Genomic DNA, 23122 nt, shown 5'->3' with positions numbered 1-23122 from the left:
CGGCTCGCGAGCTAGACCGGTTGGGTAGCAGCAAGCCGGGAGAGAATCGCCAGCGCCGTCGCCCTGTCTGTCGTGGGCCAGAAAGGCGGGAGCGCGGCCCTGAGGAAGCCGCCGTAGCCGGCGGTTGCCAGGCGCGAGTCCAGTACGGCCACCATTCCCCTATCGTCCTGGGCGCGGATGAGCCGGCCCGCTCCCTGGGCAAGGCGGACCGCCGCATGGGTGGCGGAGACATGCATGAAGCCGTTCCCGCCAGCCTTCGCCACAGCACGGGTTCGCGCCGTCATGAGCGGATCATCGGGCCTTGGAAAAGGTATGCGGTCGATGGTGACCAGACGGCAGGAGGTTCCCGGCACATCGACGCCCTGCCATAGCGTCATCGTGCCGAAGAGACAGGTGTCGGGTTCCTCCGCGAACTGCTTCACCAGCGCGGACATTGAGGATTCGCCCTGGCAGAGGATTTCGACGTCGACCCTCTCCCGAAGCGCCTCAGCAGCATCTTCTGCTGCGCGCCTCGACGAGAACAGTCCGAGCGCCCCCCCGCGGGACGCCTTGATCAGCGCTTCGAGCTCGTCCAGCTGCTCCTCGGAGGTTCCGCGTCCTGGCTTGGGCAAGTCCTTGGCGACGTACAGAACGCCCTGCCGGGGATAGTCGAAAGGACTTCCGACGTCGACCCCGGTCCATGAAGGGGCGCCCTCGCCGGTGAGTCCCAGGGAGCCCGCGACCGGCCCGAACTCGGAACCGATCGCGAGTGTCGCTGACGTGAGCACGACGGTGTGATCCTCGAACAGGCCCCGCCTGAGACGCCCCGCAACGGAAAGTGGCGCGATGCTGATGGTAGCGGGTGAGGAATCGTCTGCTGCGGAGTATCCGGAGCCGGGGGTGAACGTGCTCGGACGGCTGGCCCACAGCACCTCTCCGGCGCCACCGGCTGCAACCATTCGCTCTGATAATTCGAGCAGCATCAGCAGACGCGAACGGGCCATCTGCCGACCGCCGTCCGCCGATTGCGCGGACCCGTCGGAGCTCGACTCGGATAGAGCCAGCCTGCAGGCTTCACGTAGTTGGACGAGCGCGAGTTCCTGCTGCTCGTCGAGCCCCCCGGCCATCAAACCGGTGGGTTGAGCGTCGAACGCGCTCTCGAAGGCGCTTTGCGCGGCATGCAGTATGTCAGCGTTCGTGCCCAGATGGCGCCGCGCCGCGGAGGCTGCCGCTCCGATCAGCGCTCCCGAGAGTTGGCCGGACACCGCTGAGGTTACGCGGTCGTGCAGCTCGTGTGCCTCATCGATGACCACCACGTCGTGCTCTGGGAGCACCGCGAGCCCCTCGAACGCGTTGATTGCCAGCAGGGCATGATTGGTGATCACGATGTCCGCCTGCCCGGCTTTCTCCCGTGCCCGCTCGCTGAAGCATTCATCGGCAACGGGACACTTCTGGGCGCCGAGGCATTCCATCGAGGAGACGGAGACCTGCCGCCAGGCACGGTCACTGACTCCGGGGAGGAGTTCATCGCGATCACCGGTTTCCGTATCCTCGGCCCAGTCCCGCAACCGGACGATCTCCCGGCCAAGCGGGGTGGACGGTCCAGCTGCGGGGTGCGGTGACGCGGTGTCGCCGTCAAGAGAAAACAGCGCTCCTGAATCATCTTCCTCAGGGAACCCGCCGTCAGTCTTGTGCCGGCATACGTAGTTACTCCGCCCCTTGAGTAACGCAACGTTCACGGTCCGCGGGAGTGAGCCGTGCAGGGTGTCGAGGAGTCTCGGCAGATCGCGGTTAACGATCTGCGCCTGCAGTGCCAGGGTGGCGGTCGAAACGATGGAGGTCGTGTCGCTTTTCACCGCATGCGCAATCAAGGGAAGCAGGTATGCCAGCGACTTCCCGGTACCGGTGCCGGCCTGCACCAGCAGATGGGTGCCGGTGTCGATCGCTTCCTCCACCTGGCGCACCATCTCATGCTGTCCGCTGCGCTGCTGACCGCCCATCGCTTCCACGACATGGTCAAGCAGTTGAAGGGGACTTACGTTCCCTTCAGCCATGCCTGACGAATGGCTCCAGTTCCGCGGCCAGTCCTTCCCGGACCATCACGTCGACCTGTGTACCGTCTTCGACGTGCTCAAGGCGGAGGATCTCCGCATCCGGCTGGTGCAGACGGCTGACGACATCGCCCCGCTGGTAGGGCACGAGCAGGGTTAGTTTGACGCTGGGCCGCGGGATGGCCTGACTGATCAGTTCGAGGAGCTCTGCGATCCCCTGGCCGGTGCGGGCTGAAACGATCGCGTGGCGGGGTTCCCTCTGGCGGAGCCGTTCGAGCACGAAGGGATCAGCCGCATCCGCCTTGTTCAGGACCACAATTTCCGGCACCTTGCGCGCGTCGACCTCTGTGAGCACTTCGCGTACCGCGGCGATCTGCCCCTCGGGATCAGGGTGCGAGGCATCCACGACATGCAGGATCAGGTCAGCGTCCGCGACTTCCTCAAGCGTTGATCGGAACGCCTCGACCAGCTGTGTGGGAAGGGAACGCACAAACCCGACGGTGTCCGCGAGTGTGAACTCAAGCCCGTCAGGAGTCTGCGCACGCCGAATCGTGGGATCCAGCGTGGCAAAGAGCGCGTTCTCAACCAGGACGCCTGCGTCGGTCAGCCGGTTGAGCAGAGACGATTTTCCGGCGTTGGTGTACCCGGCAATAGCAACTGATGGAACTTCGTGACGACGCCGGTTTGCCCGCTTGGTCTCACGGGCAGGCTTCATTCCGGCGATCTCACGGCGGAGCTTGGCCATACGGGTGCGGATCTTCCGCCTGTCGAGCTCGATCTTGGTTTCACCGGGCCCACGGGAACCCATGCCTGCACCCGCACCGCCGACCTGGCCACCGGCTTGGCGGGACATCGAGTCACCCCAACCGCGAAGGCGAGGGAGCAGGTACTCGAGCTGCGCGAGCTCGACCTGTGCCTTGCCCTCGCGCGACTTGGCGTGCTGGGCGAAGATGTCAAGGATAAGCGCCGTCCGGTCGATGACCTTGACCTTGACGATGTCTTCGAGTCCGCGGCGCTGCGACGGAGCGAGCTCACTGTCGACGACCACGGTGTCTGCACCGGTTGCCATCACGATGTTCTTCAGTTCCTCGGCCTTGCCCGCTCCAAGGAAGGTTCCAGGATCCGGTTTCAGGCGGCGCTGGATGATCCCGTCCAGCACTTCCGATCCGGCCGTTTCCGCGAGTGCAGCGAGTTCGCGGAGAGAGTTCTCCGCCTCTTCGACTGTGCCTTCGCCCCAAATGCCCGCCAGCACCACGCGTTCAAGGCGCAGCTGCCGGTACTCGACTTCGGTGACATCCTCGAGTTCCGTTGACAGGCCAGCCACACGCCGGAGAGCACGACGCTCCGCGAGGTCCTGCTGTTCGCCGTCGTACTCGGTATGCTCCTCGTCGAGTTCCGAAAGAGCCTGGGCTCGGCCGCTGGGGCCGTTATTGAAACGGCGGGGAACGCCGTTGGACGACGATGCGGGGTCTTTGGCAAGTATCCGGTCAATAACAGCCTGGATCTCATCCGGGCCCATTTCCGGCTCGGGCGTTGCCGACGCTCCGTGATGTGTGGTCATACTCTCCCTTGGTAACTGTCTTTCCATGGTAGTCCGTTGCCCCAACTGCGTGGGCAAGGTTCTCTCAGCGCGAAGACCGGCGCAGAACCGATCGACCGAAGCGGCGTCGTGGGTTGTATGTTGCCGACTCTATGTTCGCGGGCCGCGAGGAGCGCACTAGGCTTGAATACTATGGATTCGCAGCACTACTTCAGCGCCGCCCCTTCGGGACCGGATCGCCGCCGGCCGCTCCGCGTGACCCTTGCGGGCAGTGAGCGGGAGCTGGTGACGTCAGGCGGTATCTTCAACCCGGACGGCGTGGACAAGGGCACTGCGATCCTGCTGTCCGAGGTCCCGCCCCCAACAGGCTCAAACCTGCTCGACCTTGGCTGCGGATGGGGGCCGATCGCCCTGACCATGGCGCTTCAGGCGCCGCAGGCGAACGTCGTCGCAATCGATGTAAATGAGCGTTCGCTGGAACTGACCAAGGAGAACGCACGCCTGCTGGATCTGGCCAACGTCACCGCCGTCCTGCCCGACGACGTCAGTCCGGACATCTCCTTCGACACCATCTGGTCCAACCCGCCGATCCGGATCGGGAAAGACGCTCTCCACGAGCTCCTCCTGCGGTGGCTTCCGCGGTTGGCACCGGGCGGGATCGCTTGGCTGGTGGTGCAGAAAAATCTTGGTGCGGACTCACTGCAGCGGTGGCTTGCTGCCGAACTTCCCGCCGATTACGACGTCCACCGGGCAGCTACGTCGAAGTCCTTCCGCATCCTGCGGGTGGCCCGCAGAACCTAGGCGAAAGTACCGCTGGCTACAAGCACGGCCGGTCCGCTGAGGTGGACGTGCTCGGCTCCCCCTGGACTGATCGAGAAACGGACGCCGACAGTCCCGCCGGGGACTGTGACGCTCCAGACGTCAGGGGCGTCTTCTCCTGCCCAATAGCGCGTGGCGACTGCGGCCGCACAGGCGCCGGTACCGCACGAGAGCGTTTCTCCCACTCCGCGTTCGTGGACGCGCATGCTTAGCTGCCCCACGCCGTCGTGCATGAGGGGGTCGTGCGGGACGACGAACTCCACGTTTGTTCCGTTCGGCGGAACCGGATCGACGGAAGGTGCATCGAACAGACGGGTGGCACGCAGTTCGGCAATCTCAGCAAGGGCAACGACCGTATGCGGGTTGCCCATGCTGATCGACAGGCCCGGCCTGGCGACCTGCAGTCCGTCGGCCTCCACCAGGGAATCGGTTGCGCGCGCGGCGGCAGCATTCGGATAGATGAATTCCCAGGGACCCATGTCAACCGAGTACCCGTCGGCGGACCGCTCGACCAGCTTGATTCCGCCGCGAGTGCCAATGGCGACGGCAGCGCCCTCTGCCAGCTCGATCAGGCCGTGGCTGATCAGGAAATGGACAAACACACGGACCCCGTTACCGCACATCTCCGATAGTGAGCCGTCCCCGTTGCGGTAGTCCATGAACCATTGCGCGTTCGGATCCTGTTCCAGCAACGCCCTTCCCTCCGGCAGGAACGACGACGGCACCGCACGGATCAATCCGTCAGCTCCGATACCGCGGTGACGGTCACAGGCGATCGCGACGTCCGTTGCCGTCAGGTCCACGGAGCCGTCAAGGTCCGCAACGAGAATGAAATCGTTGCCGGTGCCGTGCCCCTTGGTAAAGGAGAGACCGGACAGTCCTGTACGGGCGGGCGATGCTGCTTGGGCGCGTGTACTCACCGTTCTAGGATAGGGGTCCGTGGCTGCGGACAATGCTCTCGGCTTTCGCGACAAGCTCCGGATCGCGCCAGTGGAGCCAGTGGACCCGCTGGTCGGCCCGGAACCAGGTCAGCTGCCGCCGGGCGAAACGCCGCGTAGCCGCAATGGTGTCTTCCGCTGCCTCCGCCGGTGACCATTCGCCGTCGAGCACGCGCAGGAACTGGCTGTACCCCAGGGCGCGTGCCGCCGTACGACCTTCTCGGAGACCCTGCTTATCGAGCGTGCGTACCTCGTCCAGCAGCCCACGCTCAACCATGGCATGCACGCGCTCGGCAAGCCGATCCTTGAGGATGTCCCGGTCGACCTGCAGGCCGATCTGCACGGCGGGCTGGTGATATATACGCTGCGGCATGTAGGAGCTGAAGGGTCTGCCGGTGATTTCGTGCACTTCAAGCGCGCGGATCACGCGGCGGTCGTCTTCCAGGCGCTCTGCTGAAACGGGATCGACGGCGGTGAGTCGCTCCCGCAGGGCAGCTGACCCGTACACTTCGTACTCGGATTCGAGGCGGGCGCGGACCAGGGCGTCAGTCGGCGGAAATTCAAGCTCGTCGAGGGCTGCGCGGATATACAGGCCCGAGCCGCCCACGAGGATCGGCACGTTGCCCCGGGAACGGACTTCCGCCATCACCTCGCGGCTGTGCTCCTGGTAGCGGGCAACGCTTGCTTCGTCCTGGACGTCGAGGATGTCGAGGAGGTGGTGCCGGACGTCTAAGCGATCCTCGACTGACAGCTTTGCGGTTCCGATGTCCATGCCGCGGTAGAACTGCATGGAGTCAGCGTTGATGACCTCGCCGCCGAGTGCCTGCGCCAGCGCGATGCCCAACTCTGATTTCCCCGACCCGGTGGGTCCGACGACGGCGATGAGCGGCAGCGTTCCCGCCGCTTCCGTCCCGCTCATCTCAGTGACGGCGGACGGGAAGGGAGGGCATGCCCAGTAAGACACCCTTGCCGCCGATACCTGCAGCACCCGGTGCCGGTGCCCCACAGGACTCTGCCTGTGCCCGGTCCCAGGCATCACCGGCACGTGACCGACGCAGGTGGTAATCCTCCGCCGAAGGGTCGGCGATCAGGTGGAAGGCGGCCGCCGCGGTGATGGGTACCGTGACGAGATCCCCGGGCCGCGGAGCCTCAGCGCCCTCCGGCACCGAGAAATGCACGAGCCGCTGGTCGCGGGCACGCCCGCTCAGGCGATGGGTCTCGTGCGCTTTGCGACCCTGCTGGGCGGTGACCATCACCTCCACCCGCCGGCCAACCTGTGCCGCGTTCTCCTCACCCGAAATACGGTCCTGCAAAGCCGTGAGCCGCTCGTAGCGCTCCTGTACAACTGCCTTCGGAAGCTGGTCGGGAAGATCCGCGGCGGGCGTACCGGGCCGTTTGGAGTACTGGAAGGTGAAAGCAGTGGCGAACCGCGACTGTTCCACGACGCGAAGCGTTTCCTGGAAGTCCTCCTCGGTCTCCCCGGGGAATCCGACGATGATGTCCGTCGAGATCGACGCGTACGGCATGCGCAAGCGGACCCGGTCGAGGATGCCGAGGAACTTCTCCGATCTGTAGGAGCGCCTCATCGCCTTCAGTATGCGGTCGGAGCCGGACTGCAGGGGCATGTGCAGTTGCGGAGCAACGTTCGGCGTCTCCGCCATCGCGTCGATGACGTCGTCGGTGAACGCGGCGGGGTGGGGGCTCGTGAAGCGCACCCTCTCGAGTCCCGGGATGTCGCCGCAGGAACGCAGCAGCTTGGCGAATGCGCCCCGGTCCCCGAACTCAACCCCGTAGGAATTTACGTTCTGGCCCAAAAGCGTGACTTCGATGGCCCCGTCCGCAACCAGTGCCTCAATCTCGGCAAGGATGTCGCCGGGACGCCTGTCCTTCTCCTTCCCTCGCAGGGAGGGCACGATGCAGAACGTGCAGGTGTTGTTGCAGCCGACGGAAATGGACACCCAGCCCGAGTACACCGCATCGCGTTTGGTCGGCAGGGTGGAGGGGAAGACATCCAGCGACTCGAGGATCTCGAGCTGTGCTTCGTCATTGTGACGGGCGCGTTCCAGCAGCGCCGGCAGGGCTCCGATGTTGTGTGTTCCGAAGACGGCGTCCACCCACGGCGCCTTGCGGAGGATGGTCTCACGGTCCTTTTGGGCGAGGCATCCACCCACGGCAATCTGCATGCCGGGCCGCGACTGCTTGACCGGTGCGAGCTGACCCAGGTTTCCGTACAGCTTGTTGTCCGCGTTCTCCCGCACCGCGCAGGTGTTGAAAACGACGACGTCGGCCTGGCCTCCAGCGGCGGAGACGTAACCGGCGTCTTCCAGGAGCCCCGCGATTCGTTCGGAATCGTGCACGTTCATCTGACAGCCGAACGTGCGCACTTCATACGTGCGCTGCTGGGCAGACACATGCTCTACCGGCTGTGCTGGGGAAGGGAAGGCAACTGTGGAACTCACCTGTTAAGGGTACGGCCCACCGCTCCCAGTCCCAATCCGACAGGGCGGCCATGGATGGTCGGCGGACGCGCGGTCCCACTACTGGTCCAGGAAATCCTGCTCGACGGAATCCTGCTCAAGCAAATCCTTGACGATCGAGAACGCAAGGGACGGGGCGTAACCCTTTCGCGCGAGCATTGCTACCAGTCGGCGCACTTGTTTATCGCGCTCGGCGCGGTCATTCGGATCAGCGAGCGGCCGCAACTTCCGGCGTACAAGGTCTTCGGCGGCAGCACGCTCGTCCTCATCAGTGCGCTGGGACAACGCCTCTTCAGCCAACTCCCCGGTGATGCCCTTGTCCGCGAGCTCTCGCTTGATAGCCGATCTGGCCAGTGACCGGGTTTGCGCTCGGCTTCTCACCCACATATGGGCGAACTCCGCGTCGTCAATCAGCTGGACCTCTTCGTAACGGTCCAGGATTTCCCCCGCTACCTGCTCGGACACACCCCGCTCGAGGAGCTTGGTGAGGAGCTGGCGACGGCTGCGCGGTGCCATGGAGAGCTGACGCAAGACGATTGAGCGTGCAACCTCGTGGGGATCCGCTTCCGCGGTGAGGTCAGCAGGTGAACCCGGCTTGGGGGCCTGATTTCCGTTCCTCCTGCCTGAACGTCCGGCGCCGCGTCGGGTCGCGGCGCCGGACACTGCGGAAAAACCACTCATGGACGGTTAGCCGGCCTCGCCACCGACGGCCTTCAGTTTGGGAGCATCCTGTTCCGGTGCGGGTTCCACCGCACCTCCCACTCCCAGCTTCTGCCGGATCCGCTGCTCCAACTCGTCAGCAAGATCGGGGTTGTCTATCAGGAACTTGCGGGCGTTCTCCTTGCCCTGCCCCAACTGGTCTCCGTCATAGGTGAACCATGCACCGGATTTCTTGACGAGGCCGTTCTCCACACCGACGTCAATGAGTCCACCTTCACGGGAGATCCCGAAGCCGTACAGAATATCGAATTCAGCCTGCTTGAACGGTGGAGCCATCTTGTTCTTGACGATCTTGGCCCGCGTCCGGTTACCGACCGGGTTGGTGCCTTCCTTGAGCGTTTCGATACGCCGCACGTCGATGCGCACGGACGCATAGAACTTCAATGCCTTGCCGCCTGTGGTGGTTTCCGGGCTGCCGAAGAACACGCCGATCTTCTCGCGAAGCTGGTTGATGAAGATGGCGGTTGTCTTGGTCTGGCTCAACCGGCCCGTGATCTTGCGCAGAGCCTGGCTCATCAACCGGGCCTGCAGACCCACATGGCTGTCTCCCATTTCGCCCTCGATCTCGGCGCGGGGAACGAGAGCGGCAACGGAGTCGATAACGACGATGTCGATTGAACCTGAACCCACGAGCATGTCCATGATTTCGAGTGCCTGCTCACCGGTGTCCGGTTGGGAAACCAACAGTGCGTCAGTATCCACGCCGAGCTTCTTGGCGTATTCAGGATCCAGGGCGTGCTCGGCATCGATGAACGCTGCAATACCACCATTCCGCTGGGCATTGGCTACCGCGTGCAGCGCCACCGTGGTTTTACCCGAAGATTCCGGACCATAGATTTCGACAACCCGGCCACGCGGCAAACCGCCGATCCCGAGCGCCGCATCGAGTGCGATGGAACTGGTGGAGATAGTCTCAATAGGCGCACGGATCTCGTCGCCCAGCCGCATGACTGAGCCCTTGCCGTACTGCTTGTCAATCTGGGCCAGCGCGGCCTCAAGAGCCTTTTCACGATTTGCTGGTACGGCCATAATTCACCTCGGTTTATTCGTGGCCACCTAAGGCCCGTTTTACTGTTCCTCTTGACCGTAACGTCCCCCTCCGACAGTTTGTCCGGCGGAGCGGCCGATGTGGACATCCTGCGCTGTTCAGCGGTTATGTGGAGGACGTGTGGCAGGGAATGTTTCTGGGTTCAGCATAGCCCGGTCCGAACACATATTCGATTGATTCGACCGGCGTGTTTGAGTCCCGGCTAACGGGGCTTGACGTCCCGCCCAAGCCGGCGATACTCGGGCACATCCTGCATTTCGCATACCGCCAGCCATATCGCCTTCGGATCGATTCCCGCCTTCAGGGCATGCGCGGGCGTCCGATCCCCGAGGCCGGATAAGTGAAGGGTTTGGGCCAGCGTCCGTGAGTAGGCCGGCCCGAACTCATCATCCATCAACCGCCAGAAGTCACTTGTGCGCATGCTACGCCCTCCTTCTCCTGATAACCCTAGAATGAAACGCATGACTGTAGACCGCCAGGAACCCGATGCTGCCGTCGATGCTGCCGTTCAGGCGCTGGAACAACAGCTCAGTATGCTGTGGCGGCGTGCACGGTCAAACTCCTACAAAGTAGCGCGGCGTGTCCACCCCGACATGGAGCCGGCCGCCTACGGGCTGCTGGTCATCTTACAGCGGGAGGGTTCCATGCGCCTGACTGACCTGGCGGCAAGTATCGGGGTAGGCAAACCATCCGTCAGCAGGCAGATCGCTATGCTCGAGCAGCTCGGCCTGGTCCAGAAGACAGCCGATCCCCTTGATGGCCGCGCGCAGTCCATCAGTCTCACCGACGATGGTTCAAGACAGCTTTCCGCCGCGCAGGAGGCCCGAAAGGAAGCTTTTCACCAATTGATGGAGGACTGGAGCCTGTCGGACCTTACGACACTCGGAAACCTCATTTCCCAGCTCAATCAGACCTACACCAAGGACAACTGGTAGCAGCAGAAAAAGAAGAGGCCCGCCGCATTCGGCGAGCCTCTCCTCAACACGTTGAGTTGAATTATGAGTTTGTACAGAATCAGTTCTTGGTGCCAGCAAGGCCCCGGCTGAAACCGTCCGTGAAGTCCTCAGGCATATCGCCGCCGAACTGCTGGGCGAATTCCTGGGGAACCGTGTCGGGAACGGCGACTCCTTCAGCTTCTGCCAGACGATCGCTGACCTCTCGCAGCATCAGTGACAGCGGCACATCAAGTGCTGAGCAGATTGAGGACAACAGCTCCGAAGACGCTTCCTTTTGACCTCGCTCGACCTCGCTGAGGTAACCGAGGGAAACCCGGGCGCTGTGCGACACTTCCCTGAGCGTACGGCCCTGGCGCTGGCGGACGTCCCGCAGGACGTCTCCGATCTCGTGGCGTAAAACGACCATCTTGCGCTCCTTCGGCTTACGTTGCGGATCTTCTGCCAAACCCACATCCCGCCAACGGATAACACCGTTCACGGATACGGGTTGCTTTACCATGTGGATCGCCTAACTCCCTTGTGCTGGTTGCTGTGCAACCATCTGATTTAAGCCTAGCCCGTCTCAGGTCTACGTGCTGGATACTATTGATAACTATTGCGGAACTCCGTTTGTTCCCCCGGTTCGCCTTGAAGCGTCTCTACCAGCAGTTTCACTGCCGCGTCACAGGTCGATTCCCGGATCTCCTCCCGGGTGCCGTCGAACCGGAATTCCCGGACTACACTACCGTCAACCGTAGCAACAGCAACGATGACGGTGCCCACCCCTTTGCCTTCATGAGGCTCCGGGCCCGCTACACCGGTCGTAGCCACGCCGACGTCAGCACCGCAGGCAAGCCTTGCCCCCCGCGCCATCTGCTCGGCTACTTCACGGTCGACGGCGCCCACGCGCGCAAGGAGCGCCGGGGAGACTCCGAGCAGGCCTGCCTTGACCTCCCGGTGATAGGAGACCACACCGCCCCGCAGGACTGCCGAAGCACCCGGGACCGTGGCCAGCGCGGCGGCAACCATTCCGGCGGTCAGCGATTCTCCCGTAGCGATGGTCAGGCCGCGTTCACGAGCAAGCGCGACTGCCTTTTCAAGACTCGCGGGACGGGCCTGCCCGCCGTTCGACCGGCAGTCCGCTGTTGTTGGCTGGTCTGCCTTCACAGCGGTGGGTTGGGTGCCGTGCGACGAAGACGGACGGCCTGCATGACGTAGTCGACGCCAGTCACCACGGTGATGGCCAGAGCAGCCATCATGACGACGACGGCAGGCCACCACGCCCAGGCCCCGAGGGCCGGCACCAGCAGGTAAAGGAAGATCGCGAGAGTCTGTACAACTGTCTTGAGCTTTCCCCCGCGCGAGGCCGGCATGACCCCGTAACGGATAACCGCAAACCGGAGCAAGGTGATGCCGAGCTCACGAACGAGGATCACTATGGTGACCCACCACCACAGCTCCCCGAGCACGGAAAGCAGGATCAGCGCGGAGCCGATGAGCAGCTTGTCCGCGATGGGGTCGGCTATCTTACCGAAATTCGTGATGAGGCCGCGGCTACGGGCGATATCTCCATCAAGCTTGTCGGTGTAGATGGCGACTGCGAACGTTGTGACAGCGAGCCAGCGGAACATGCCGCCCTGGCCTGCATCGGCCAGGAGGAACCACACGAAGAACGGCACCAGCACGATTCGCACGACCGTCAGCACGTTCGCGACGTTCAGGACTGGTACCGCTCCGGCGTCAGAGTTGCTCACGGATAAAGGCTACCTGCCTGTCAGCGACCAAGCGTCTTCCGAGCCGTCTTCGTCGTCGTCATGGTAGTCAGCTGCCTGCGCACGGGAGGCCAGATCCTCCGCGACCAGATCGGTGCCGCCACCGGGCGGGAAGCTCTGATCAGCTTCGGGCTCCGCCGCCGCTGCTGCGGGCGGATCATCGCCCCGCATCGCAGCGAGGACCGGACCGAGGTCATCAGGCTTCACCAGAACATCACGCGCCTTGGAACCCTCCGAGGGGCCAACCACTCCCCTCGATTCCAGCAGATCCATCAGGCGTCCGGCCTTGGCGAAACCAACGCGAAGCTTGCGCTGCAGCATCGACGTGGAACCGAACTGCGTGGTGACGACCAGTTCCGTGGCCTGCAGCAGAACCTCGAGATCGTCTCCGATGTCATCATCAATCTGCTTCTTGGGCGCCTCCACCGCAACGTCATCACGGTAAACCGCTTTCAGCTGTTCCTTGACGTGCTCCACCACCCGGTGGATCTCGGACTCAGTCACCCAGGCACCCTGAACGCGCATCGGTTTGGAAGCACCCATGGGGAGGAAGAGGGCGTCGCCCTGTCCGATCAGTTTCTCGGCGCCCGGCTGGTCAAGGACAACCCGCGAGTCGGTTACCGACGAGGTGGCGAACGCCATGCGCGACGGTACGTTCGCCTTGATCAGACCTGTCACGACGTCGACCGACGGCCGCTGGGTTGCAAGAACAAGGTGGATGCCCGCGGCACGCGCCAGCTGGGTGATACGGACGATGGAGTCTTCGACGTCCCTGGGCGCAACCATCATCAGGTCCGCGAGCTCATCGACGATGACCAGCAGGTACGGGTAGGGCCGCACAACGCGCTTTGAGTCCGGCGGTGGCACGACTTTCCCGTTCCGCACCGCCTTGTTGAAGTCATCGATGTGCTTGTAGCCGTAGTTGGCGAGGTCGTCGTAGCGGGTGTCCATCTCGCGGACAACCCACTGCAGGGCCTCAGCAGCCTTCTTGGGGCTGGTGATGATAGGGGTGATGAGGTGCGGCACACCTTCATAGGCCGTCAGCTCAACGCGCTTCGGATCGACCATGATCATCCGCACCTCATCGGGGGTAGCCCGCATGAGGATGGACGTGATCATTGAGTTCACGAAGGAGGACTTACCCGCGCCGGTGGCGCCCGCAACAAGAAGGTGCGGCATCTTGGCGAGGTTCGCGACGACGAAGCCGCCCTCAACGTCCTTGCCGACGCCCATGACCATGGGATGGTCCGTCTTCCGGGCGTTTCCGGAGCGCAGGACATCGCCCAGCGACACCGTCTCGCGGTCGGTGTTCGGAATTTCGATGCCGATAGCGGACTTGCCGGGAATCGGAGACAGAATCCGCACGTCCGAACTGGCGACCGCATAGGAAATGTTTTTGGACAACGCGGTGACCCGCTCTACCTTGGTGCCCGAAGCCAGTTCGATCTCGTAGCGGGTAACTGTAGGTCCGCGCGAGAAGCCGGTCACCTTCGCGTCGACGTTGAACTGCTCGAGGGTATGGGTAAGCGCCGCGACGACGGCGTCGTTGGCCTCGGAACGCTCCTTCGGCGGAGTGCCGGCGGGCAAATAATCTGACGGCGGGAGCGTGTAGGTCACGTCCCCGGCGAGGGAGAGTTGCTCGGTCCGCTGTGGAATCGGCGTTGCGGGGGCCTGCGGCTGGACGGGGTTCGATGGAACGTGGACCGGCTGGGCGGCGGGTGCGCTGGTCTGCGGCAGGACCGCCATTGCCTCGGTGGCCGGCTCTGCCTCTTCCAACCCCTGGTTGCGCTTGATCTTCTCAGTGGCAAGCTCCTGCTGGGTGGGACGACGCACGCCCGGAGGGATGGCCGGCGGCGCAGGGACGGGGTCGCCGTCGTCGTCGAGTACAGCGCGTTCGAAGGCTTCGTCCCCGACGTAGCCGTCCAGGTCCTCTTCCTGCTTCGAGTCCTTCTTCCCACCGAAAAGGCGCGACTTCTTCTTCTTCGGCTTGGCCTCCGCTCGTTGGCGGTCCGACAGGTAGCTCTGGTCGTGCTCGTCGCTGTGCTGGCCGCCGCTGTCTTGGCCGCCGTCGTTCAGGTCCTGACCCATGAGGTGCTCGTAGAGCTTGCGCAGGCGGGTCGGGATATGGCGAAAGGGCGTGGCAGTGACGATGAGAATGCTCACGAACAGCAGGAAGGCAAGCACAATAGCCACGGGCCAGGCGGAGAGTATTGCAGCGGCAGGCCCGGCAACGAGATACCCGACCACGCCGCCGGCCCGCCACAGGGCGTCGAGACCCGCGGCAAGTTCGGGTTGTCCGCCCACCAGATGCGCAATGCCCGCACCGGCGAATGTAAGAACGGTGAGGCCGATCCCAATGCGGTTATTGGCGCGGGGGTTTTCCGGGTAGCGAAACAGGCGTACCGCCCCGATCAGCAGAATGAAGGGCAACAGCAGCGCCATCCAACCCACGGAACCACCGGCGACAGCATGCACGACGTCGGCTACCGGACCCGTCAGCGCCCACCACTCAACCGTTGCCACCGCGGCTGCGCAGAGGAAGAGGAAGAACCCCGTACCGTCCCTGCGGAGGTCTTTCTGCGGCTGCACGTCGTGACCGAATTTTCGGATGGCGCCGGCGACCAGGTGGGCCAGCCCCATCCAGAACCCACGAACGATGCGCATGGGCCACGGAAGTTTTTCTTCTGTCGCAGCCTCCGGCTGGGCCTTGCTCGAACCGCGGGCGGTCGATCCCCGGCCAGCGGCAGTCGATCCCCGGCCAGCGGCTGAGGTGGTGCGGGTGCGCGGCTGTTGCGAACCTCGCGGCTGTTGACCCCGCGAAGAAGGAGGGGAAGTACGAGTCGCCATACTCGCTACGCTACCCGATGGTGCCCCCGGATCCCGGGATTAGCGCGCCCGCTAGGCCTCGAGGACGACCGGGATAATCATCGGGCGGCGGCGGTGACGGCGGTTGACCCAGGTACCCACCACGCGCCTCACCACCTGCTGGAGCTGATGGGTGGTGTGGTCCTTGTTGCTCATGACTGCTTCGGCCAGAGCTGCGCTGATCTTCGGCTTGATGTCGTCGAATACCGAATCGTCCTCGGCGAAGCCACGGGCGTGGATGTCCGGCCCGGAGACGATCGTTCCTGTGCTGCGGTTGACCACGGTGATGATCGAGATGAAGCCTTCTTCGCCGAGGATGCGGCGGTCCTTCAGGTCAGCGTCAGTGATCTCGCCGATGCTGGAGCCGTCCACATACACGTATCCGCATTCCACCGCTCCCACAATCCGGGCCACGCCGTCCTTCAGGTCCACGACGGAGCCGTCGTCGGTCTGGAGGACGTTCTCACTCGGGATGCCCGTCTGGATCGCAAGGTTCCCGTTGGCGATCAGGTGCCGCGTCTCGCCATGGACGGGCATGACGTTCCTCGGCTTGAGGATGTTGTAGCAGTACAGCAATTCACCGGCGGCTGCGTGGCCCGATACATGCACGCGGGCGTTGCCCTTGTGGATGACATTGGCGCCCAGTTTGAGGAGCCCGTTGATAACCCGGAAGACGGCGTTCTCGTTGCCTGGGATGAGGGAGGAAGCGAGGATGACAGTGTCCCCCTTCCCGACCGTGATCGGGTGGTCTCCGTTCGCCATCCGTGACAGCGCCGCCATCGGCTCACCCTGCGAGCCGGTCGACATCAATACGACCCGGTCATCGGGCAGGTTGTCCACGTTCTTCACGTCAACCAGGATCCCGTCCGGCACACGCAGGTAACCGAGTTTGGCGGCGATCGACATGTTGCGCACCATCGAGCGGCCCGCGAAACAAACGAACCGGCCGTGGGCTGCCGCGGCGTCGAGGACCTGCTGTACGCGGTGGATGTGGGAGGAGAAAGAGGCAACAATGACGCGCTTCTTGACCTGGCCGAAGAGCCGGTCGAGCTCGGGGCCGATCTCACGCTCCGCCGTCGTGAAGCCGGGCACGTCCGCGTTTGTGGAGTCAACCATAAACAGGTCCACTCCCTCTTCACCCAGCCGTGAGAAGGCACGCAGATCCGTGATGCGGCCGTCGAGGGGCAGCTGGTCCATCTTGAAGTCGCCGGTGTGCAGCACCGTACCGGCTTCGGTGCGGATGAATACAGCAAGCGCGTCTGGAATGGAGTGGTTGACTGCGACGAACTCACATTCGAAGGGGCCGAACTGCTCAATCTGGCCCTCGGCAACGGTGAGGGTGAAAGGCCGGATCCGGTGTTCCTGGAGTTTCGCCTCGATCAGTGCGAGCGTCAACTGCGACCCGATCAGCGGGATGTCATTCTTGAGGCGCAGAAGATAAGGCACCGCACCGATGTGGTCTTCGTGCCCATGGGTCAGCACCAGGCCCACGACGTCGTCCAGCCGATCCTCAATGTAGGAGAAATCCGGCAGGATCAGGTCGACGCCGGGCTGCGTCTCCTCGGGAAACAGAACCCCGCAGTCCACAATCAGCAGCTTTCCGCCGATCTCGAAGACGGCCATGTTGCGGCCGATCTCACCGAGACCACCCAGTGGAACAACCCTGAGGGTTCCTTCGGCTAGTGGTGGAGGCGGAATGAGTGCGGTTCCTGCGAGTTCTGTCATACGTCGGCCTTTCGGATGCTAGCGGTCGGTGCTCGCGGAAAAGTCCCAGCCCGCTTCGGCGAGGTCCGCCAGTACCGGTTCCATCTCGACAGCGGTGGGATCAACCAGCGGCAGCCTCACCACGGAGTTGGAAAGTACGCCCTGCAACCGCAGGACTTGCTTGGCCGAGACTGCACCGGGGATGTGCGTCATGACAGCGCGCACAACCGGGTCCAGTTCGAAGTGAATCTTCCGCGCTGTGACAAAATCTCCGGCAGCCGCTGCGTCGACGAGGGCACGGAATTGCGCGGTGGCCACGTGTGCACTGACGCTGACGACGCCGACGGCACCGGCTGCCATCCATGGCAGCGTCAGTCCGTCATCCCCTGCATAGACATCCAGCGTTGTGTTGGCGAGCACGCGGGTCACCTCCGCGTAATCCGCCTTGGCGTCTTTCAGAGCAAGGATCTTCGGGTTGTCGGCCAGACGGATCATGGTCTCCGTGCTGATCGCGATGCCAGACCGGCCGGGGATGTCATAAACCATGATGGGCAGGTCCGACGCACCGGCCACCGCGTCGAAATGCGCCAGAACACCAGCCTGCGTCGGCTTGTTGTAGTACGGGGTCACTACCAGCTGCGCGTCCGCGCCGGCTCGCTGGGCCCGCTTCGCCATCTCCACGGAGTGTGAGGTGTGGTTGGTGCCGGTGCCGGCAATCACTTTCGCCCGTCCGCCGACTGCCTCTGCGACAACCCGGAAAAGGTCTTCCTTCTCCTGGTCTTCAAGGGTGGATGTTTCGCCGGTCGTACCGGAGACTACGAGCCCGTCACACCCGTCTTCGACGAGACGGACGGCAAGCGCGGCCGTCGCTTCGAAGTCCACAGCGCCGTCGGCGGTGAAAGGCGTCACCATGGCGGTGACGAGAGAGCCGAACGGGAGCGGGCGAATTTCGGAGGCAGCCATAGGTCAAACTTACCCGTTGCAGCGGGCGTGAGAACATTCCATCATGGCCACCACACAAAGCTCGGGCCGGCTCAGCGGCATCGACGCAGCCCGGGGTATTGCTCTCTTCGGGATGATGTCCACCCACATCTTCCCCCTCTATGTGGAGGGCACCTCGGAGGCGTCGTGGATAGGGGCCACCTTCTCGGGACGGTCGTCTGCCCTGTTCGCACTCGTCGCAGGTATTGGACTGGCGCTGTTGAGCGGCGGCAACAGGTTGCACGACCAGGTCGGAATCTCCCGCGACCGGCGCGGGATCGCAGCACGCGCCGTTGTCATCGCGATGGTGGGGCTGATGCTCGGAGGACTCGAGACCAACATTGCGGTGATCCTCTTCCACTACGCCGTCCTGTTCCTGATGGCATTGCCCTTTGTCAGCCTGCCATTACGGCAGCTCGCCTGGTGGGCGGTCGGATGGACCCTGCTGTCCCCGGTCGCAGCTTTCCTTCTGCGGCCGTGGATTGAGGCAACTGTCGATCCCTCAAATCTGGACGGCAACCCCGCGCTTGAGCACTTTGGGCAGCCCGTGACACTTCTCGCTGACATCCTCGTGACCGGCTTCTACCCCGCGCTTCAGTGGTTGAGCTATCTGCTCCTCGGCATGCTGATCGGCCGCCTGAACCTGCGGGCGTTGGGTGTACAGATTGGCCTGCTCCTTGCCGGAGTCGGGGTCGCAGGTTCGGCCAAGTTCATCAGCGCTCTACTCCTCGGGCCACTCGGCGGAATGGCCGTACTGCTCGAGACTCCGGAGGGACGCGGCCATGACATTGAAGCGATGCTCACGGTCATCCTTACGGGTATCGACCAGAGCGGCACCTGGTGGTGGCTGGCGGTCAGCGCGCCGCACTCGGGGACGCCGCTGGATCTGGCGCACACAGCGGGAACTGGCGCCGCCGTCGTCGGGCTCTGCTTTCTTGTGGGCAGGCAGCTGCCGTGGCTGCTGCTGCCGCTCTCTGCTCCCGGTGCCATGACACTGACCCTTTACTCGCTCCATATCTGGATCATGAGCATCGTCGATCAGCAGGACGTTCCACTGGACCCGGCACTGGTCTACTGGGTGCAGGTCGCGCTATTCCTTGCGGTCGGGTTGCTGCTGTGGAAACTCAACGCCCGCGGTCCGCTCGAGTATGTGGCGTCCGGCGCAAGTGACGTGGCCCGGTCGACGGGAACGGTGCGGAAGCGTTAGCTAGTCGGCGTGCCCGCGGAACAGCTTCGCTGCGTGCCGCATGGAGCGGCGTGCGCGGGTGCGGTCCCCAGCGGCGTCATACGCGCATGAGAGCCGGAACCAGGAACGCCAGTCGCCGGGATTGGCTTCTGCCTCGGCCTGATAGGCCGGGAACTGGGCGTCCGCTGCCTCCCGCACGATCCGGCCGGCAGGTGTCCGCGGCAGGTCATCGACCGGCAGCCCGCCCTCAGCATGCAGCGTGGTGGCCATCCGCTCTGTCTGGGCACCGAACGACAGTTCGCGAACCAGCGCCCATGCTCCGATCGCCGGAAGCAGCAGGTATGCGACTCCGAGTGCTTTCGCCACGGGATCCGGATCGGTCAGCAGGATGACGCTCCGTTGCAGGGCGACAACGAGCCAGAAGGCGAGCAGGACAGTGACGAAGATTACGCCGATTTTTACGCGATATTTCTTCACTATCTCCACGGCGTTCCTCACGCCTGCAGGTCCAGGTAGCCGTCCAGGCCAACAGTGAGTCCCGGGCGGGAACCGACCTCCCGGACACCGAGCAACACACCGGGCATGAAGGACTCACGGTGGAAGGAATCGTGGCGGATGGTCAGCTGCTCTCCGACGCCGCCGAACAGGACCTCCTGGTGCGCCACCAGACCGCGCAATCGCACGGAGTGAACCCGCACGCCGTCGATATCGCATCCCCGGGCGCCGTCGCGCGACGTACGGGTAGCATCAGGGCTCGCCGAAAGACCGGCTTCCCTGCGCGCTTCGGCGATCAGCTCGGCCGTTCGCTCGGCGGTGCCGGACGGGGCGTCCACCTTGTCCGGGTGGTGCAGTTCGATCAGCTCGACTGATTCGAAGTACTTCGCTGCGCGCGCGGCGAAGGCTGTTGCCAGGACCGATCCGAGCGCGAAGTTCGGCGCGATCAGAACGCCCACCTCAGGGTTCCCGGCAAGCAGCTCCCGGAGCCGGGCGAGCCGCTCCGCATCCCACCCGGTGGTACCGACAACAGCGTGGATACCGTGTTCGACGGCGAATGCAACGTTCTGTACCGTGCTCTCCGGCACCGTGAGGTCCACGACTACCTGCGCCCCGGCTGCCACCACATCGTCAAGGGAATCCTGCCTGCCCAGCGCAGCGACAAGCTGAAGGTCATCGGCTGCGTCGATTGCCTTGACGGCCTCGGAACCCATGCGTCCGGACGCGCCAAGGACGGCGACGGAGGTCAGTTGTGTCATGGCTCCAAGGGTACTGTCAGCCATCCACACCGACCCATTCCACAGTGCCGTCGGAGAAGAACTGTTCCTTCCAGATCGGAGCGCGCGCCTTCACGGTATCCACAAGTTCAGTGCAGGCAGCGAAAGCCTGGCCCCTGTGGCCGGACGCGACGGCCGCGACAAGGGCCGGATCCCCGATCTCCAGCGGGCCGGTCCGGTGCGCCACCCAGATCCGCACGCCGTCGTACTTCTCAGCGATCTCCGTGGCGATCTCCGCGATTACGCCGCTGGCTGAGGGGTGGGCGCTGTAACCGAGACGATCAACCTGGCGGCCGCCGTCGTGATTGCGAACGACTCCGCCGAAGCCCACCACCGCGCCGCAATCGGCAGAACCGACAACGTCCAGGGCATGGTTCAGGTCGAGCGGCTCGGTGGAAACTCCCGCGTGCAGGACGGTGCTAGTGCTCATGTCTTCCCTCTAGTTGCGCGCAGATGTGGTCGAGAATGGGTTCCAGGACGGCCAGGCCGTCCTGGACTGCCCCCGGTGAGCCGGGGAGGTTGATGACGAAGGTGGAGGCCGAAACCCCGGCGTACCCCCGGCTCAGCGCGGCCATGGGTGTTTTTGCCGCACCTGCCCGGCGTACTGCCTCCATGATCCCCGGCAGGGAGCGTGTGAGGAAGGGCTCGGTGAGTTCGGGGGTGACGTCGTCGGCGCTCAGGCCGGTTCCTCCGCTGGTGATGAGCACGGAGGGCTTTCCGTCGAGGCACCCGGCAAGGGCGTCGCGCACGGCGTCCCCATCGGGAACCACTTCGGCGCGCTGAACGGCGTAACCTTTACCGGCCAGCCAGCGCTGAATGAGCGGCCCGCATTCGTCCTCGTAGACGCCCGCTGCCGCGCGGGTTGACGCAATAATGAGAGCTGCCGTTCTGGGCGTACTCATGCGACCCAGTCCCCGCTCTTCCCACCCGATTTGACCAGCACGCGGATATCGGTGACGACGGCGTGTTTGTCCACGGCCTTGATCATGTCGTACAGGGTGAGGGCAGCGACGGACGCTGCGGTCAGCGCCTCCATCTCGACGCCTGTCACCGCAGTGGTCTTCACCGTTGCGTTGACGACGACGGCGTCACCCTCAGGTTCAAAATCGATGGTCACCTTGCTCAACGGCAGCGGATGACAGAGCGGGATCAGCGTCGAGGTCTGCTTCGCCGCCATGATGCCAGCGACCCGGGCAACAGCGAGAGCATCACCCTTGGGGAGGTCCCCGTCCGCGATAAGCGCGATGACATCCGGTCTTGTCCGCAGGATGCTCTGTGCTGTGGCCTGACGCGCAGTGACAGACTTCTCAGACACGTCCACCATGTGGGCGGAGCCGTCGTCGCGGACGTGGGTGAGCCGGGAATTGGATTCGGTCATGTCAGCGCCTCTCGGTTGGGGTTGCTGGGATGAAGAGGCTGAATGCCTCCACGGAGTTCGGTGAGCAGCCACACGGCGACCGGGGTTCCTGCCTCCACGTTTCCGGTGCCGACAGGCAGGTGCACGAGCGCATTTGACCCGGCGAGGGCGTGCAGCAGGTGGGAGCCGGGGCCGCCAAGGAGTGTGACGTCGCCAATTCCCTCCCCCTGGCCGGAGCGGTCGGTGTAGACACCGCGGCGGACCTGGTGCTTGTTCTCCGGTGACTGGATGTCTTCGGTGAGCCGTGCCGGCAGGCAGACCCGGTTACCCGGTATCCCGGTGACCGTACTGAGCGCCGGGCGGAGGAACATCTCGAACGAGACCAGCGCACTCACCGGATTGCCGGGGAATCCCAGAAAGGGGACCCCGTTGATGGTGCCGATTGCCTGCGGTCCACCCGGCTGCATCGACACAGACAGGAATTCCACGCTGCTGTCGGCCAGCGCCTGCTTCACGACTTCGTATGCACCCTGGCTGATGCCGCCGGTACTCAGGATGAGGTTGACGGGCCGGCCTATGGACTGGAGCGCCCGCCGAAGCACCTCAGGGTTGTCCGCCACGATACTGTGCAGCTGGACCTCGGCTCCCGCCTCTTCCAACGCCGTCGTCAGCAGTGTTGTGTTGGCGTCGAAAATCCGTCCGGGAGCGAGCTCAGTGCCGGGTTCCTGAACCTCATCGCCCGTGCTGAGCAGCAGCACAAGGAATCGCGGACGCACGCGTACGGTCGCCAGCCCGCAGGCAGCGATCACGCCAAGCTGAGCAGGTCCCAGTAGTGTGCCCGCTTCGAAGGCAACGCTTCCCATCACCAGGTCGCTGCCGGCAGGCCGGATGAACAGACCTTCCTCGACCACCGGCAGTTCAACGGTGAGGGATTCCTCGTCGCGGTACCGGTCGGCGGTGGGAAACAGCGCGGGCACAGCCCTCTCAATGGGCACGACGGCGGCGGCCCCCTCCGGGATCATCGCCCCGGTCATAATCGGGGCGGCGTGGCCGGGCTGGAGGGCGGCAGGCTCCGTACCGGCCGGCACCGGCCGGGACACAGCCAGACGCAGCGGGCCGGCGCCCGCGAGATCATCGCGGTGCACCGCATAACCGTCCATCTGGGAGTTGTCGAACGGGGGCAGGCTCACCGGCGTCGTCAGGTCCTCGGCGAGCACACGGCCGCGGGCTGCTGCCAGCGACAGGGTCTCGGCCGGTCCGTCGGCGAACGCGCTGCTGTAGCGCAGGAGCCCGAGTACGGCCTGCTGATGTTCCTCAACTGTTCGTGTCATTGTGCCCCGTTGTATCAGCCCGCCCCGACATTTCATGTGTTGCGGCATCGAATGCTGCAGCTACCAGCCTAGTCGGGCTTCGCCCGTCATCTCACTGCACATGTGGTGGCAACCGATAGAGTCACCGGGGCAAAGGGCGTAACCTCGA

Annotated in this window: 23 protein-coding genes; 3 read left to right on the top strand and 20 right to left on the bottom strand. The window is 64.1% G+C overall.

What is annotated here, in order from left to right; genetic code table 11:
* Positions 1 to 11: 11 nt before the first annotated feature.
* Together AC4D2M_RS07005 and hflX are read right to left on the bottom strand one after the other, a co-directional pair.
* The gene (locus tag AC4D2M_RS07005) at positions 12 to 2033 is read right to left on the bottom strand and encodes an ATP-dependent DNA helicase (protein WP_490890883.1); all 2022 of its coding nucleotides are present in this window, start codon (positions 2031 to 2033) and stop codon (positions 12 to 14) included.
* Entirely contained in the window at positions 2026 to 3591 is a 1566-nt protein-coding gene (hflX, locus tag AC4D2M_RS07000) for a GTPase HflX (RefSeq protein ID WP_490890882.1), read from the bottom strand. The genes AC4D2M_RS07005 and hflX overlap by 8 nt, the downstream gene beginning before the upstream one ends.
* A 171-nt stretch (positions 3592 to 3762) precedes the next feature.
* Between hflX and AC4D2M_RS06995 the strand changes: the two genes are divergently transcribed.
* Positions 3763 to 4371, top strand: coding sequence for a class I SAM-dependent methyltransferase (locus AC4D2M_RS06995; RefSeq protein WP_490890881.1), 609 nt, complete (start codon positions 3763 to 3765; stop codon positions 4369 to 4371).
* On the opposite strand, the gene dapF is transcribed toward AC4D2M_RS06995, so the two are convergent.
* From dapF to AC4D2M_RS06965, 6 genes are all read right to left on the bottom strand, one after another.
* Entirely contained in the window at positions 4368 to 5309 is a 942-nt protein-coding gene (gene dapF, locus AC4D2M_RS06990) for a diaminopimelate epimerase (RefSeq protein WP_490890880.1), read from the bottom strand. The genes AC4D2M_RS06995 and dapF overlap by 4 nt on opposite strands.
* 4 nt (positions 5310 to 5313) lie before the next feature.
* Positions 5314 to 6246: a tRNA (adenosine(37)-N6)-dimethylallyltransferase MiaA gene (miaA, locus tag AC4D2M_RS06985; protein WP_490890879.1), complete on the bottom strand. Its 933-nt coding sequence runs from the start codon at positions 6244 to 6246 to the stop codon at positions 5314 to 5316.
* 1 nt (position 6247) lies between these two features.
* Positions 6248 to 7738, bottom strand: coding sequence for a tRNA (N6-isopentenyl adenosine(37)-C2)-methylthiotransferase MiaB (miaB, locus tag AC4D2M_RS06980; protein ID WP_490890949.1), 1491 nt, complete (start codon positions 7736 to 7738; stop codon positions 6248 to 6250).
* A gap of 126 nt (positions 7739 to 7864) precedes the next feature.
* The gene (locus tag AC4D2M_RS06975; protein ID WP_490890878.1) at positions 7865 to 8485 is read right to left on the bottom strand and encodes a regulatory protein RecX; all 621 of its coding nucleotides are present in this window, start codon (positions 8483 to 8485) and stop codon (positions 7865 to 7867) included.
* A gap of 6 nt (positions 8486 to 8491) precedes the next feature.
* The gene (gene recA, locus AC4D2M_RS06970) at positions 8492 to 9553 is read right to left on the bottom strand and encodes a recombinase RecA (RefSeq protein WP_490890877.1); all 1062 of its coding nucleotides are present in this window, start codon (positions 9551 to 9553) and stop codon (positions 8492 to 8494) included.
* Positions 9554 to 9774: 221 nt separating this feature from the next.
* Positions 9775 to 9993, bottom strand: coding sequence for a DUF3046 domain-containing protein (locus AC4D2M_RS06965; RefSeq protein ID WP_490890876.1), 219 nt, complete (start codon positions 9991 to 9993; stop codon positions 9775 to 9777).
* 40 nt (positions 9994 to 10033) lie between these two features.
* Between AC4D2M_RS06965 and AC4D2M_RS06960 the strand changes: the two genes are divergently transcribed.
* The gene (locus AC4D2M_RS06960; protein WP_490890875.1) at positions 10034 to 10507 is read left to right on the top strand and encodes a MarR family winged helix-turn-helix transcriptional regulator; all 474 of its coding nucleotides are present in this window, start codon (positions 10034 to 10036) and stop codon (positions 10505 to 10507) included.
* 79 nt (positions 10508 to 10586) lie between these two features.
* Here AC4D2M_RS06960 and AC4D2M_RS06955 read toward each other — a convergent pair whose 3' ends face one another.
* The 6 genes from AC4D2M_RS06955 to dapA form a co-directional block, all read right to left on the bottom strand.
* On the bottom strand, positions 10587 to 11027 hold the full coding sequence (locus AC4D2M_RS06955; protein WP_490890874.1) for a helix-turn-helix domain-containing protein: 441 nt from the start codon (positions 11025 to 11027) through the stop codon (positions 10587 to 10589).
* An 83-nt stretch (positions 11028 to 11110) separates the two neighbouring features.
* Positions 11111 to 11674, bottom strand: a complete 564-nt coding sequence (locus AC4D2M_RS06950; RefSeq protein ID WP_490890873.1) for a CinA family protein — start codon at positions 11672 to 11674, stop codon at positions 11111 to 11113.
* The gene (pgsA, locus tag AC4D2M_RS06945) at positions 11671 to 12261 is read right to left on the bottom strand and encodes a CDP-diacylglycerol--glycerol-3-phosphate 3-phosphatidyltransferase (protein ID WP_490890872.1); all 591 of its coding nucleotides are present in this window, start codon (positions 12259 to 12261) and stop codon (positions 11671 to 11673) included. Before pgsA ends, AC4D2M_RS06950 begins: the two co-directional genes overlap by 4 nt.
* Positions 12262 to 12270: 9 nt before the next feature.
* Positions 12271 to 15126 carry an FtsK/SpoIIIE family DNA translocase gene (locus tag AC4D2M_RS06940; protein ID WP_490890871.1) on the bottom strand — a complete coding sequence of 952 codons (2856 nt, stop codon included), beginning with the start codon at positions 15124 to 15126 and terminating at the stop codon, positions 12271 to 12273.
* Between the two features lie 51 nt (positions 15127 to 15177).
* Complete coding sequence (locus AC4D2M_RS06935) at positions 15178 to 16869, bottom strand: ribonuclease J (RefSeq protein WP_490890870.1); 1692 nt, start codon at positions 16867 to 16869, stop codon at positions 15178 to 15180.
* An 18-nt stretch (positions 16870 to 16887) separates the two neighbouring features.
* Positions 16888 to 17811, bottom strand: coding sequence for a 4-hydroxy-tetrahydrodipicolinate synthase (gene dapA / locus AC4D2M_RS06930; protein WP_490890869.1), 924 nt, complete (start codon positions 17809 to 17811; stop codon positions 16888 to 16890).
* 43 nt (positions 17812 to 17854) lie between these two features.
* Between dapA and AC4D2M_RS06925 the strand changes: the two genes are divergently transcribed.
* Complete coding sequence (locus AC4D2M_RS06925; protein WP_490890868.1) at positions 17855 to 19036, top strand: heparan-alpha-glucosaminide N-acetyltransferase domain-containing protein; 1182 nt, start codon at positions 17855 to 17857, stop codon at positions 19034 to 19036.
* Here the strand turns inward: AC4D2M_RS06925 and AC4D2M_RS06920 are convergent, their stop codons facing one another.
* From AC4D2M_RS06920 to AC4D2M_RS06895, 6 genes are read right to left on the bottom strand one after another with little or no spacing between them, the layout of a single operon-like run.
* Entirely contained in the window at positions 19037 to 19492 is a 456-nt protein-coding gene (locus AC4D2M_RS06920) for a hypothetical protein (RefSeq protein WP_490890867.1), read from the bottom strand.
* A gap of 17 nt (positions 19493 to 19509) precedes the next feature.
* Entirely contained in the window at positions 19510 to 20268 is a 759-nt protein-coding gene (dapB, locus tag AC4D2M_RS06915; protein WP_490890866.1) for a 4-hydroxy-tetrahydrodipicolinate reductase, read from the bottom strand.
* A 16-nt stretch (positions 20269 to 20284) separates the two neighbouring features.
* Positions 20285 to 20716: a molybdenum cofactor biosynthesis protein MoaE gene (locus AC4D2M_RS06910; RefSeq protein WP_490890865.1), complete on the bottom strand. Its 432-nt coding sequence runs from the start codon at positions 20714 to 20716 to the stop codon at positions 20285 to 20287.
* The gene (locus AC4D2M_RS06905) at positions 20706 to 21188 is read right to left on the bottom strand and encodes a MogA/MoaB family molybdenum cofactor biosynthesis protein (protein WP_490890864.1); all 483 of its coding nucleotides are present in this window, start codon (positions 21186 to 21188) and stop codon (positions 20706 to 20708) included. The genes AC4D2M_RS06910 and AC4D2M_RS06905 overlap by 11 nt, the downstream gene beginning before the upstream one ends.
* Entirely contained in the window at positions 21185 to 21664 is a 480-nt protein-coding gene (moaC, locus tag AC4D2M_RS06900) for a cyclic pyranopterin monophosphate synthase MoaC (RefSeq protein WP_490890863.1), read from the bottom strand. Before moaC ends, AC4D2M_RS06905 begins: the two co-directional genes overlap by 4 nt.
* Positions 21661 to 22974, bottom strand: coding sequence for a molybdopterin molybdotransferase MoeA (locus AC4D2M_RS06895; protein WP_490890862.1), 1314 nt, complete (start codon positions 22972 to 22974; stop codon positions 21661 to 21663). Before AC4D2M_RS06895 ends, moaC begins: the two co-directional genes overlap by 4 nt.
* Positions 22975 to 23122 lie beyond the last annotated feature (148 nt).

This window comes from Arthrobacter sp. TJ-270, assembly GCF_058269075.1.
The sequence above is the reverse complement of the archived record's forward strand: the minus strand, read 5'-3'. Positions and strand labels throughout refer to the sequence as shown.